Here is a 13,316-nt window from a genome sequence, read left to right on the forward strand (position 1 = left end):
TCAAGAAAGGAGAAAGCATGAGACGATTAAATAAGTTATCAACACTTCTAATGAAAAAGCCGATAAAAGTCACCTTAGTATCCATCTTTGTGATCATCATTTTATTTATTGGTGCAAAAAACATTCAAATGGCTACAGGTAATGAGACTTTAATAAACACGGACACAACAGTATATAAAGACAATGAGAAATTGGAAGAGGAGTTTGGCGGTGAGTCGATTATTGTTATGTATGAAGGACAAAATTTGCTCAATCTTACGAACTTACATCATATGAAAGGGTTAGAAAATCAGTTGCAAACGATGGATGAAATTTATAGTATTTTTAGCCCCGTTACCGTTGTTGAACAACTTTCAAAAAGGCAATTTGAGCAATATAAAAAAGGAATAACAGAAATGTCCGCAGCCTTAAAAAACAACCAACATATCAATACGATGTTAGCTCACTCTGACATACTGAAGCCGGGATTGCCTGAAAATAAAAAAACATTAAATGATCTGCTTTATGATAACAATGGAAAATTACGCGATCTGTTTTCTGAAGTTATAACAGATGATGAACATCTGATGATGATCATCAAATTTCAAGGCGGTATAGAAGATTCATCTAAAAGTGAAATTGTCAGTCAAATTAAAACATACTTAGCTGATCATGAGTTAAAAGCGACTAAAACATTTGTCTCAGGAAAACCCGTCTTAGATGATGCCATTCGCTCTTCAATGCAGGATAGTATGAAAAAGATGATGCTTCTGTCAATTTTTTTTATGATTATTATTTTATCTTTAACCTTTAAAGTAAGTTGGCGCTTGCTACCACTTGGAATGATATTAATCGCCATTTTCGGTACAATTGGCTTGATGGGATGGCTAAAAATACCAATTACGATGGTCTCAATGGCTGTCTTCCCAATTTTAATCGGGCTAGGAATTGACTACGCTATCCAACTCCAAAATCGTTACACAGAAGAAATGAAAGAGGAGGATTCCCTTGAACAATAAATTAAATACAAGAGCAAAAAAAAGCCTATCCCATACAGTCTCGAAAATGATCCCAGCAGTCTTGTCGGCATTAATTGCAACTGTTCTTGGATTTATCGCTTTATATACTTCTCCAGTACCGATGATCAAGGATTTCGGAAAAATGTTAACAATCGGTATGATCATCAGTTTTTTTGTCGGAGTATTTATATTAATACCAATTCTTTTTACACGCGATCTTTTTTTTAGAGAGAAAACTGTAAAATCAAAAGGAAAAACAAATAAAAAGCAGTCAAACAGCGAAAATTTTTTAGGAACATATACAGAAAAAATCATCTCATTAAGATGGGGCATTATGATCGTAGCCTTTATCACGGCTGGGTTTGGGATTTTTCTAGACATGAATGCAAGTGTTGAAACTGATGTTGAGACGTTTATGCCACAAGATACACAAGCATTAAAAGATCTTCATAATTTACGAGATATTATCGGAACGACTGATCAAGTAACAATTGTATATAAAGGGAAAAATATAATGTCAGAAAATATTCTAACATGGGTTAATGACACAACTGAATCATTACTGTCCAACTTTTCTGATGTAGTGGTAAGCAGTAAATCAATCACCAGTGTACTTAAACAATTGAATGAAGGCACATTACCTGAAGGAAATCAACTGAAAGCACAAATAGAACAAATACCGGAAGACCAACTAAAGCTGTTTATGAATGAAGATCAAACAAAAGGCTTAATTACAGTTGGAATTAAACATTTAGACTCAAAATCGTTGCAAACATTTCTCAATGACTTAAAGGTGTATTTAAATGAAAACGAATATGAAATGGTAACGATAACCGTTACAGGAAAAACAGTATTAGATGTTGAGATGATCTCAGCATTAACAACAGGTAGATATAAAATGACATTTTTAGGAATGGGGCTTGTCTTTTTAGGGCTCTTGCTTGTCTACCGCCATCCTGTCAAAGCATTCATTCCTTTATTGCCAATCATCTTCATCATTGGCTGGTCAGGAGCCGTGATGTATTTTTTAGACATCAATTATACTCCATTGACCGCGACTTTAGGTGCATTAATTATTGGGATCGGTACAGAGTTTACAGTTTTAATAATGGAGAGATTTTATGAAGAGCGCAAAAAAGGAAAAGGAAGCAAAGATGCGGTGAAAATATCTAATCAAAAAGTTGGGCGAGCGATCTTCACATCAGCTTTTACAACTATTGGAGGCTTCAGTGCCCTGCTCGTATCCGACTTTGCTATCTTAAGTAATTTTGGATTGATGACATTGATTAATATTTCCTTTGCTTTATTAAGTACCGTTGTCGTCATGCCTGCTATCTTGATTATTTTTGATCGGTTTGTGAAAATAAAACATATAGGCGGTAAAGAGATACAGGGAATAGAGGTGAAGTGATTGCGAGATAAAACAGAACAAATATTAAAAGCAGCCATTGCTGTTTTTATTAAGAAAGGTCTGCAGGCAACAACACAAGAGATTGCAAAAGAGGCAGATGTCGCCGAAGTCACACTGTTTCGTAAATTCTCAACAAAACAAAACCTTTTTAAAAACGTTATTAAACATGTGATTGAAAATCAATTTAATCCTTTTATGATGGAAATTGCTGCAGAGGAAGATACCGAAGTATTCTTAACAAAAATTATTAAAAATAGACTGGAAATCCTTTCGAAAAATATCCCACTAGTAAAAATGCTCATTTCAGAAAGTCTAATGGGTAATTTAACAGATGAAATCGATTTTCCTAATATCATTTTTTTCAGTTTGAAAAAGGGATTAGATCGTCATTTTGAAAATAAAGGTGATCATGTAAATACAGAATTATGTGCAAGACAATTGGGCGGTATTTTCCTAAGCCAGATTATCTTACCAAATGAAAAACCATACTATCGTTTAAATGAGCAAGAAAAAAATATTTTAGCAAAAACATACGCACAATCGGTCATATCGGTAATAAATGAACGATGAATAAATAACCGCCGTTAACCTTGAAAACGCTTAATAGTCAGGAAAAAAAGTGAGTCGAATGCCAACAAAATAATCCTACCTTCATTTTAGATAAGGAGCGTTGAAAATGAACTATATAAAAACTGAATGGAAAGTGTCCGAAAATGAGCCAAAAAACATGCAAAAGCTACTATCGTTTAATGAAAATCAGCTTATCCAAATCCAACTTCTAGCAGGGAAGGAAATCTCTACGCATAAAGCTGGAACTGATGCACTCATAATCGTTAGAAAAGGAAAAGTACAATTTACTGTGGAAGGGAAAGAGATCGTTATAACGAATCACGATATTCTTTACTTGGAGCCTGATGAAAATCATTCGATCATTGCATTAGAAGATACTGAACTATTATTAGTGAAAATTCGATAGTTCAATAATTGAGCTTGTAGATAGCGTTAATATTTGCAGCAAATCTCCCTCAGACTAGAAAAAAACACTTGTAGGTTAAGGTGTGCAAGAGTAGAACATATTTGTTCAACAATCTGTCATTTGTCGCTGATCCTTAAAAATTTTTAAGGACCAGCGACAATTTGTATTTTTACGATTCTAATTTTCCAAAAGGATGAAATTTAGCACTCCCTGCTGTACCTGCTTGAGTGCAAACCCAACCGACATAACCTCCTGAAGCGGGATTTGTATTAAGTACAATCTCGCCCTTTTTCCAGTTTCCTTCCGTCGGAATATTAGAACTTTCGTATAATTTATGTTCTGATAAATATTTGCCTTGAAAATATGGAGGAAGATTGCTCTTTTTCTTTTCTACCGTTAACACCGATTCTTTATCCTTTACAATTGAAAATACTTGATTACTATTTAGAATCTTCTCATCTCTATCGACATAGTTCTGAATATGAACATGGCTTTCGCCAGAAACGAATACTAAATAAGCTTCTGTACTAATATTTTCAATGATCGTATAAATAACCTGTAAATTGCTAAACCAAACGTTACTATTATGAACATGGACAACTTGTTTATAATTTTGCCGTACACGGCATTCTTCAGCGTGGAAGTCTATAACTGAACCGCCTTTACATTGTTCAATCTTTAATGCTTCTTGAGCGACATGGTCGACAGCACAATTAATTAAAGCGAAGTCGTCGTGCATCGCAAGATAAAACCCTTTAGAATTTGGATTCGGCTGATCACTCTGAGCTAAAACGTAGCAATTAATAAATGTATTCGTTGTCAGCCCGATATTCAACCTTCCTCCTAAATGAAATCCGTAATCCCAATGATCTAACACCCGAATATGCCTAAAAGTATTTTGAAACGCAAATGGCTGGCCAGCCCATGTTGGGATTGCCACACCTCGAAAGCTTTTTTCAATATTAACGTATTGTACCATCCCTTCGAAAGCTCCGGCACTTGTTTGTGCATCCCCAAGTTCTATACCTACCCCACCAGATGTGGACTCATTTTGTTGATTGAGAAACAATAAATACAAACGTTCAATAGAATAATGACTCCCGCTCACACGTATAATTGGCACTCCATCACGCCATTGCACAATTTTAGTAGCATAAACACCATCCCCATACATACGTGTTCCCGTCGGTACTACAAGGGTATCAGAAATGCGGTAATCTCCTGCAGGCAAATAGACTGACTTCCGTTGATTTAATGCCTGTTGTATCGCATAAGTATCGTCAGTAATCCCATCACCTTTTGCTCCAAAGTCTTTTACACTTAACATTTTCTTTCACCCCTTAAATGATTTTCTTTACATAAATATTTTCCCTGAAATGATTTATACCTCTTTCTCATAAAATAGGAGTTTATGCGCAAAAGGATAAACTGATAAGAGAAAATACTTACAGCAATTACTTCTTTTATTCTATCAGCCATCATTTAACACTATCAATACAAGGTCAAATTTTTTAAAAAATAATGATACAATAAAGGTATAAGTGCCTAACACAGATACAATTAACACCATTATGCCAATTAAAGTTACATACTATTTCATATGTGAAAAATCAATTTAGGCGAGCCGTTAATACTTTTATGAGGTGGGTCATATGAAAAACCGAGAAAAAGTAAAAAATATTTGGTGGAAATTTGTTAAAACTGGTCAGTTAGATAAAGGATTGCATCCAATTGTCGAAAAGTCATGGCTTCGTTCAAAGAAGCTTCAAGTAGATCCGTTTCAAAAACAAGGTAAATTAAGGAAAATGGACTTTGTTAAAATGTATGATGAACTCATTGAAATCTCAATCCCGTTAATGGAAGGACTGTTTTCTTTAGTTAAAGGATCAGGCTTTTTAGTTATTCTATGTAATGAAAAAGGGCAGTTACTAAAATCCATCGGGGATCAGGATATGCTTGAAAATGCTCAAAAAATTAACTTTTCAGAAGGGGCGGATTGGAGTGAAGAAGCGATGGGTACTAATGCAATTGGTACTGCCATCGTTATTGATAAGCCATTACAAATCTTCGCCGAAGAACATTATACAAAAGTATGCCAGTCATGGACATGCTCAGCTGCTCCAATTCATCAATCAAACGGAGAAATTATCGGAGTATTAAATATGTCTGGTCCTTATGAACGTGTTCATCCTCATACACTCGGGATGGTTGTCTCCACAGTTAAAGCAATTGAATACCAGCTTCGACTAAAAGAGAATATGAAAAAAAATATGATGATGCAAAGAATTCTTGAAGCAACAACAAATAATATGACGGACGGAATTTTAATCGTTCATCCAAACGGAGAAATCATTAAAACAAATACAAAACTGCAGCATCTATTATCCACGAAACCCGAGCATATCGAAGGTCGGTTTATTCAACACTTTTTCGTAAATCATATTTTTCAAAAAAGCTTACAAAAACAAATTTATAATAAAGAATTAAGGTTAGAAGAAAGTAAGACTGGTAAGATCCATCATGTTTTAATTGATATCATTCCCATCGATAAAGACAAAAAAATAATTGGCTCTATGATTGTTATAAAGGAAATCCAACGAGTTCGCCAATTCGTGAACTATTTATCTGGCAACCAAGCAAAGGTATCATTTGACGAAATTATTGGCAGTCATCCTCTATTTATTCAAAAATTAAAAGAAGCAAAAATGGCGGCTAAGACGAATTCTAACGTGTTAATTTTAGGTGAGAGCGGTACAGGAAAAGATATGTTTGCCCAAGCAATTCATAATGAAAGCAATCGAAAAAATAAGCCATTTATCGCAATTAATTGCGGAGGTATTCCTCGTGATCTGCTTGGAAGTGAACTGTTTGGCTATGTTGAAGGAGCTTTCACAGGGGCAAAAAAAGGGGGAAGTGCAGGAAAGTTCGAATTGGCTGATGGAGGTACGTTATTTTTAGATGAGATTGGTGAAATGTCTTTAGAGATGCAAGTCCTCCTTCTTAGAGTTATTCAGGAAAAAGAAGTGATCCGTATCGGAGACTATAAAGTAACACCTGTTGATGTCCGAATCATAGCAGCTACAAATAAAGATTTACGAAAGGAAGTCGAAAAAGGAAGCTTTCGCGAAGATTTATTTTTCCGCTTAAATGTAATGCCAATCACGCTTCCTGCTTTACGGGAAAGACAGTCTGATATTCCGCTCCTTGCACAATATTTCATCTCTGAATTAAGCAGTAAACTAAACAAAGAAGTACTCGATATTACGAGCGAATTTCTTAACCCGCTTATGGAATATCGCTGGCCTGGGAATATTCGGGAATTGCAAAATATTTTAGAACGGATATTAAATAAAAAAGAGGATCATTTATTAATGCCAGAAGACTTGCCTGAAGAAATCTTTTCAACAAAACAGTTTAAAAAAGATACTGGATGGCCGCTAAATAAAGATGACATGAAAAAACAAGCCTTAATGCAATCCATTCGCTTATATAATGGTAACTTTAGAAAAGCCGCAAAGCACTTAGGCATTTCGCGAAGCACTCTATACCGCCAATTAAAAAAATATAACATCCCATACTAAATGAAGACCGTGCCATTCTGTTCTAAAGTGTATCAAAGTGTAACTTTATTCTGTTGCATAATGGTACATTTTTTCGTTTTAAATGAAACAGTTTTCTTCATTCATTCTTCATTCATTTCCCGCCTTTCTGCGATTTTGAGTAACATGAATCCGCTTTTTCCAAACTTGGCATGAAATTTGCATAAATAATAGAATGAAAGCGTTTACTACATTTATTAAAGGAGGAGAACAAATTGGCAGTACCTATTGAAAAATTAAAATGGATGTACGAAATGATGTACAAAATTCGCTGGTACGAAGATAGAATGGTTGAAGCATATGGAGAAGGTAAATCTCCAGTCTTTAACATTGGCGCTGGTCCCGTTCCAGGAGAAATGCACTTAGCAACTGGACAAGAACCGGCAGCAGTCGGCATTTGTGCTCATCTAACAAAGTATGATACCGTTTCTTCTCCACACCGTCCGCACCATCATGCGATTGCAAAAGGGATTGACTTGAACAAAATGACAGCCGAAATTTTCGGTAAAGTGACTGGCTTATGTAAAGGAAAAGGAGGTCACATGCATCTCTTTGATCCAAATGTGAAATTTTCCTGCGGCGGGATTGTCGGAGCAGGAATTCCCCATGCTCTCGGAGCCGCTCTTGCAGCGAAGAAAAAAGAAACGGATTGGGTTGCTGTCGCCTTTATCGGTGAAGGGGCGGCAAACCAAGGAGCATTCCATGAATCATTAAATATGGCTGCATTATGGAATCTCCCTTTAATTGTTGTCGTTGAAAATAATCAATACGGAATTTCAGTGCGAAAAGAAGCCTCTACTTCCATCCCTTCTAACGACTTACGTGCAGAAGCATATGGTATAGAAGGATATAATGTGAAGGATAATGATCCAGTAGAAATGTATAACGTTTCAGAAAAAGCGATCGAGCGAGCTAGAGCTGGAAAAGGGCCATCTATTATAGAAATAGAAACATACCGCTATTTAGGTCACTTCCAAGGCGATCCGGAGCTATATCGCGAAAAAAGCGAAGTACCGTATTTAAGAGAAAAAGATCCAATTATCCTGCTAGGAAGAAAACTAGTTGAAGAATATCATCTAGACGTGAGTGAAATAAAAGAAATGGAAAAAAGAGCTGCCAAAGAAGTGGACGAGGCCTACCAATTTGCTCGCGATAGTGAATACCCTAAGCCTGAAGCTGCACTTGAAGATCTATTTATTTAATACAAATAGAAAGGGGAGTTGTCAAAAATGGAAGCTGAAAAAAATCGTTTATTAACTGGAAGCAAAGCAATGTCAGAAGCGATTGCTCAAGAAATGGAGAAAGATGCAAGCGTATTTATAATGGGTGAAGATGTTGGTGTTTATGGAGGCATATTCGGTTCAACGCAAGGTCTTTTTGAAAAGTTTGGTCCTGAGCGTGTGATGGATACACCGATTTCTGAAACGGCTTTTATTGGGGCGGCAGTCGGAGCAGCTGCTGAAGGAATGCGTCCGATTGTTGAACTAATGTTTGTTGATTTTTTTGGAGTGTGTATGGATCAAATTTATAACCAAATGGCGAAAATCCCCTATATGTCAGGGGGAAACGTAAAGCTTCCGGTAGTGCTTATGACAGGTGTAGGCGGAGGCTATAACGATGGAGCACAGCATTCACAAACTTTATACGCAACATTTGCCCATTTGCCTGGAATGAAAGTCGTTGCCCCATCTACCCCATATGATTTAAAAGGGATGATGATCTCTGCAATTCGAGACGACAATCCAGTCGTGTTCATGTTTCATAAAACACTGCAAGGTCTTGGTTGGATGGATCAACTTGATGCATCTGTGGGACATGTTCCAGCGGAAAACTACACCGTTCCATTAGGAAAAGCAAATATTGTTCGTGAAGGCAAGGATATCACAATTGTCGGCATTCAAATGACCGTTTATTATGCACTTGAAGCTGCAAAAAAACTTGAAAAAGAAGGAATTGATGCCGAAGTTATTGATCTTCGTTCCCTCGCCCCACTCGATAAAGAAACGATTTTAACTTCACTAAAAAAGACACATCGGTTAATGGTCGTTGATGAAGATTATTTATCATATGGAATGACAGCTGAAATTGCAGCAATTGCGGCTGAAGAAGGTTTATATGAGCTTGAAGCACCTGTAAAAAGAATTGCAATCCCAGACGTTCCAATCCCATATAGCCGCCCATTAGAGCAATTCATTTTGCCAAATGAGGAGAAAATTGTGAAAGAAGCTATTAAATTAATGAACGAATAGGGGAGGCAGCCATGTTAATAGAAGTGAAATTACCACAAGTTTCGGAGGAACATAATGAGAGCGTTATCGTGTTTTGGCATGTTTCCGAAGGTGATACTGTAAAAAAGAACGATGTAATTGTCGAAGTGCAAACAGAAAAAGCTGTCAATGAAATTGAAGCACCAGAAGATGGAATCATTAAAGAAATCGTAAAAAAACGAGCGGATGTAGCCGCTGTTGGGGATATATTAGTTACGATTGAAACTACTGAAACCAACTTAAAGAATCAACAGCACGAGACGATTTCAGAAGAGATAAATGTCATTGCAACACCTCGAATAAAAAAACGAGCGAAAGAGCTTGGTCTCAATTGGCGCGAAATGAAACCATCAAAAGCAAACAGAAAATTAACAGAAGAAGACTTGTTGAATGCTGTTAAACGAATAAAAACGAATCCGGTAGAAAAGAGCGACAAGCATACGTACCGTGCGGCTCCTTCAGTAAGAAAATTTGCACGTGAAAACAATGTTAACTTAGAAGATGTGACACCTACTGGAATCGGGGGACGGATTGTCATTGAGGATGTCAAAAAAGCGATTGAAGCCACTACAGTAGTAAAAAAAGAAAAAAATGAACACCGAATACCGTTAACAGGAATTAGAAATGTCATCGCTAAAGCAATGGTCCATTCAAAAACTGCCATTCCACATGTTACTCATTTTGATGAAGTAAATGTAGATGCTTTAGTGAAACATCGGACTAAATTTAAGAAACACGCCGAAATACAAGGTATTAAACTAACCTATTTAGCTTATATTGTAAAAGCATTAACACTTACACTTAAATCATATCCACTCCTCAATGCATCACTCGATGGCGAAACGAATGAAATTGTGTTAAAAGAAGGCTATCATATTGGCATTGCAATAGATACAGAAAATGGTCTTCTCGTACCCGTTATTAAAAATGCAGACAAGAAATCACTTTTTACAATTGCAAATGAAATTAGCGAATTATCGGATAAAGCTAGAACAGGAAAACTAAAAATGACCGAAATGAAAGGCGCAACTTGCACGATTTCAAATATTGGATCTGAAAAAGGCGCATGGTTCACGCCAATCATTAACTATCCAGAGGCAAGCATCATTGGCATCGGAAGAATTGATAAAAAGCCGATTGTAGTGAATGATCAAATCACAATTGGATCGATGATGCCGTTATCATTAAGCTATGACCATCGTTTAATTGATGGAGCATTAGCTCAAAAAGCATTAAACAATTTAAAAGAATTTATTAGCGATCCCGATTTACTATTTATAGATTTAATAAAATAATTACGAAGGAATAGCCAGATCGATGGCTATCCCTTTTTATTTCAGGACTATGCTTATTATATGAAACTGACTCACAAGAATAATAACCCCATAAATCAAAAAAATGATCTATTCCCCCTAGTTCTCACCTTGTTAAAACTTCATTATTTTACCGATTATACCTTTTTAAGCGAATGTCATGATCACAGTTTACAATACATTAATCATAATCTAATCCCCTCTTAACAAGCCTAAAACAATAACAAACTATAATGATGATGAAAGATACCTATGGGAGGGAGTAGAATGGTTAAACAGGCTTTTACTAAAAAACTATTGCTTCTTACGATCGTATCATCATTAATCATTGGAATTTTTCTTGTTGACACGTTACCTTCATCCCCAGCTAATGCAAAAACGGACTACCATAATGGTAAAGTAAAAAACGTCATTTTTATGATTCCTGATGGTTTTTCTTCTTCATACGCAACTAATTATCGCTGGTATAAAGGGGAAGAATCTGTCATGGACTCGATGTTAGTCGGAATGATGAAAACACATTCGGCAAATTCTGAAGTAACTGATTCCGCCGCTGCTGGAACAGCAATGGCGACAGGCGAAAAGACAAACAATGGTATGATTAGCATTTCCCCAGATGGTAAAGAGCTATACACTATCCTTGAAGCTGCTGAAGACAAAGGAAAAGCAACTGGTTTAGTTGCGACCTCTACGATTACACATGCTACACCTGCTGTATTCGCTTCACATGTAGCGTCACGCTCAAACGAAGAAGAAATTGCTCCGCAGCTTATTGAAAACGATGTTGACGTACTCCTTGGAGGCGGGAAAAAATTTTTCTCTGAATCGCTTTTAGAAAAAGCACAAAAAGACGGATACAAACTTGTTGAAAATCGCGATAAATTAGCAAATGTACAAAAAACAGAAACAGATAAATTAATCGGTCTATTTGCGGATAACGGTATGGCTCCTGAATTAGATCGGGATGAAACAGATGAACCAAGTCTTGCCGAAATGACTAGAAAAGCAATCGAAGTGTTACAAAATAACAAAAATGGTTTCTTCTTAATGGTTGAAGGAAGCCAAATTGACTGGGCTGGCCATGCACACGATCCTGCATGGGCAATGAAGGATGTCGAAGCATTTGAAAAGGCTTTACAAGAAGCAATCCATTTTGCTGAAATGGATCAAAACACATTAGTTATCGTTGCTGGTGATCATGATACTGGCGGTATGTCAGTTGGAGGTTACGGCAAATCATCAGCAAACATAGACATTCTGCGTAATGTAACAGCAACTGGTGACTTTATGGCAAGCGAATTAATGCTAAAATGCTAATCGTTCAAATGCACATGACATTGTGAAAAAATATACGAATATTGACTTAACTGATAAAGAAGTTAATCGTATTATCGAAGCTGAGAAACCTGCAACTGCCATCAATGAAATCATTTCAGAACGAGCAATCATTGGTTGGACTAGTACAGGTCATACAGGTACAGATGTCCCGCTCTATGCCTTTGGACCGAGCTCTAGCTTGTTTAGCGGATTACATGACAATACAGATCTCCCTAAATTAATTGCGAAAGCGATGAAAATGAAAATCGCATTCTAACAATACAACTTTAATTAACGACAACTTATGTAGATTTATTTCCTTTCCTTTAAAAAAGCTTTGTTAAAGCCCTCTTTAACAAAGCTTCTTTTTTTTTGTAATTTTTAAAAAAGTTTGTAACGAAATGAGATATGATGGTACTAATATTGTGAAAGACGGATATAGATGATGCCCATCTATTTAAGAACTAAATAAGGGAGAGGCACCGTGAAAGAGCTTGAGGAACTTTACAAAGATATTCAACCAAAAATTTATTCCTTCTTCTATGTAAAAACTTTAGATCAAAATACGGCAGAAGACCTAACTCATGATACTTTCTATGAAGCGATGAAGGGATTTAATTCTTTTGCTGGCAAATCAACGATTCAAACTTGGCTTTTCTCTATTGCAAACAATTTATTAAAGAAGTATTATCGCTCAAAAAAATATCGCAAAAAATTAGTAGAAACTCTTTCAAAGGAGGATAAAAAAACGAACTCATTAGAAGAAGAGCTAATGATCAAAGAGAGAAGCGGAAAACTTCTCGAACAAATTAATCAATTAGATTCACTTTCAAAGGAAATCGTAACGTATCGTATTTATGGAGAACTATCCTTTAAAGAAATTGGAGAATTAATAGGAAAAAGTGAAAATTACACACGAGTAGCCTATCACCGTGCGAAGCTGAAACTGCAAAAGGAAATGGAGGGGTTTCATGGATAAAGCATTTTTTATTGTTGAAGATTTATTACCTCTATACAGTGAAGGATTGTTAAGTGTTGAAACGACAAAGTGGCTTGAAGAACATCTTGAGCAGTGTGAGCATTGTAAAGAGCTTGCAGCACTTTCAAAAGATTCAATTGTCAAAGAACCTGTTGAGTCTACAGTTGATCAAAAAAAGATGTTTAAACAAATTAATCGCAAACTCTCTCTCTATCAAATTATTTTTGTTACCTTATCGTTTATTTTTGCCATTCAAACATCTTTGCTAAATGAAAGCTTTGGGTTTATTTTATCGTATACAATTTTAGGGCTCATTACTTATTTATTTTATAAAGATATGAAAAATGATTTTTTTAATTGCTTTTACACCTATTTTCCTCTGGTCGCTGGGAACTCATATTTTTGAATTTTCAACAGGAGCGACTGAAGGAAATCTCGGAATAAAGGAAATATTTT

13 protein-coding genes are annotated in these 13,316 nt (G+C 36.0%); 12 read left to right on the forward strand and 1 reads right to left on the reverse strand.

Translation table 11 applies throughout. The annotated features are described in order from the left end of the window. The first annotated feature begins 17 nt into the window (after positions 1-17). From K6959_RS14285 to K6959_RS14300, 4 genes are all read left to right on the forward strand, one after another. Positions 18-998 (forward strand): MMPL family transporter, encoded by a 981-nt coding sequence (locus K6959_RS14285; RefSeq protein ID WP_163243057.1) that lies wholly within the window; start codon positions 18-20, stop codon positions 996-998. Then, positions 988-2,409, forward strand: coding sequence for an efflux RND transporter permease subunit (locus K6959_RS14290; protein ID WP_262421797.1), 1,422 nt, complete (start codon positions 988-990; stop codon positions 2,407-2,409). Before K6959_RS14285 ends, K6959_RS14290 begins: the two co-directional genes overlap by 11 nt. Next, entirely contained in the window at positions 2,410-2,979 is a 570-nt protein-coding gene (locus K6959_RS14295; protein ID WP_163243058.1) for a TetR/AcrR family transcriptional regulator, read from the forward strand. Positions 2,980-3,085: 106 nt separating this feature from the next. Continuing rightward, positions 3,086-3,385, forward strand: coding sequence for a cupin domain-containing protein (locus tag K6959_RS14300; RefSeq protein ID WP_163243059.1), 300 nt, complete (start codon positions 3,086-3,088; stop codon positions 3,383-3,385). A 169-nt stretch (positions 3,386-3,554) separates the two neighbouring features. Here K6959_RS14300 and K6959_RS14305 read toward each other — a convergent pair whose 3' ends face one another. Further along, a complete protein-coding gene (locus K6959_RS14305; RefSeq protein WP_163243060.1) occupies positions 3,555-4,712 on the reverse strand; it encodes a glycosyl hydrolase family 28-related protein in 1,158 nt (385 codons plus the stop codon). A gap of 325 nt (positions 4,713-5,037) precedes the next feature. On the opposite strand from K6959_RS14305, the gene K6959_RS14310 reads away from it, so the two are divergent. The 8 genes from K6959_RS14310 to K6959_RS14340 all read left to right on the forward strand — a co-directional run bounded on the left by K6959_RS14310 (position 5,038) and on the right by K6959_RS14340 (position 13,266). After that, positions 5,038-6,966, forward strand: coding sequence for a sigma-54-dependent Fis family transcriptional regulator (locus K6959_RS14310; RefSeq protein ID WP_223086826.1), 1,929 nt, complete (start codon positions 5,038-5,040; stop codon positions 6,964-6,966). Positions 6,967-7,229: 263 nt separating this feature from the next. Beyond that, on the forward strand, positions 7,230-8,186 hold the full coding sequence (locus tag K6959_RS14315) for a thiamine pyrophosphate-dependent dehydrogenase E1 component subunit alpha (RefSeq protein WP_374058351.1): 957 nt from the start codon (positions 7,230-7,232) through the stop codon (positions 8,184-8,186). A 27-nt stretch (positions 8,187-8,213) separates the two neighbouring features. After that, entirely contained in the window at positions 8,214-9,233 is a 1,020-nt protein-coding gene (locus K6959_RS14320) for an alpha-ketoacid dehydrogenase subunit beta (RefSeq protein WP_163243063.1), read from the forward strand. 11 nt (positions 9,234-9,244) lie between these two features. After that, complete coding sequence (locus K6959_RS14325; RefSeq protein ID WP_163243064.1) at positions 9,245-10,546, forward strand: dihydrolipoamide acetyltransferase family protein; 1,302 nt, start codon at positions 9,245-9,247, stop codon at positions 10,544-10,546. 285 nt (positions 10,547-10,831) lie between these two features. Then, entirely contained in the window at positions 10,832-11,881 is a 1,050-nt protein-coding gene (locus tag K6959_RS14330) for an alkaline phosphatase (protein ID WP_316252498.1), read from the forward strand. Positions 11,882-11,903: 22 nt separating this feature from the next. Beyond that, entirely contained in the window at positions 11,904-12,158 is a 255-nt protein-coding gene (locus K6959_RS19700; protein WP_316252499.1) for an alkaline phosphatase, read from the forward strand. Positions 12,159-12,365: 207 nt separating this feature from the next. Beyond that, a complete protein-coding gene (locus tag K6959_RS14335) occupies positions 12,366-12,860 on the forward strand; it encodes an RNA polymerase sigma factor (protein ID WP_163243066.1) in 495 nt (164 codons plus the stop codon). Further along, positions 12,853-13,266, forward strand: a complete 414-nt coding sequence (locus tag K6959_RS14340) for a zf-HC2 domain-containing protein (RefSeq protein WP_262421798.1) — start codon at positions 12,853-12,855, stop codon at positions 13,264-13,266. Before K6959_RS14335 ends, K6959_RS14340 begins: the two co-directional genes overlap by 8 nt. Positions 13,267-13,316 lie beyond the last annotated feature (50 nt).

The sequence above is a fragment of the Bacillus aquiflavi genome, from assembly GCF_019915265.1.
Taxonomy (GTDB): domain Bacteria; phylum Bacillota; class Bacilli; order Bacillales; family Cytobacillaceae; genus Bacillus_BT; species Bacillus_BT aquiflavi.

Bases quoted from the DNA above. Each gene is read 5' to 3' on its own strand.
- K6959_RS14285 (WP_163243057.1), top strand. From the start codon at position 18: ATGAGACGATTAAATAAGTTATCAACACTTCTAATGAAAAAGCCGATA.
- K6959_RS14310 (WP_223086826.1), top strand. From the start codon at position 5,038: ATGAAAAACCGAGAAAAAGTAAAAAATATTTGGTGGAAATTTGTTAAA.
- K6959_RS14330 (WP_316252498.1), top strand. From the start codon at position 10,832: ATGGTTAAACAGGCTTTTACTAAAAAACTATTGCTTCTTACGATCGTA.
- K6959_RS14320 (WP_163243063.1), top strand. From the start codon at position 8,214: ATGGAAGCTGAAAAAAATCGTTTATTAACTGGAAGCAAAGCAATGTCA.
- K6959_RS14305 (WP_163243060.1), bottom strand. From the start codon at position 4,712: ATGTTAAGTGTAAAAGACTTTGGAGCAAAAGGTGATGGGATTACTGAC.
- K6959_RS14300 (WP_163243059.1), top strand. From the start codon at position 3,086: ATGAACTATATAAAAACTGAATGGAAAGTGTCCGAAAATGAGCCAAAA.
- K6959_RS14315 (WP_374058351.1), top strand. From the start codon at position 7,230: ATGTACGAAATGATGTACAAAATTCGCTGGTACGAAGATAGAATGGTT.
- K6959_RS14325 (WP_163243064.1), top strand. From the start codon at position 9,245: ATGTTAATAGAAGTGAAATTACCACAAGTTTCGGAGGAACATAATGAG.
- K6959_RS14340 (WP_262421798.1), top strand. From the start codon at position 12,853: ATGGATAAAGCATTTTTTATTGTTGAAGATTTATTACCTCTATACAGT.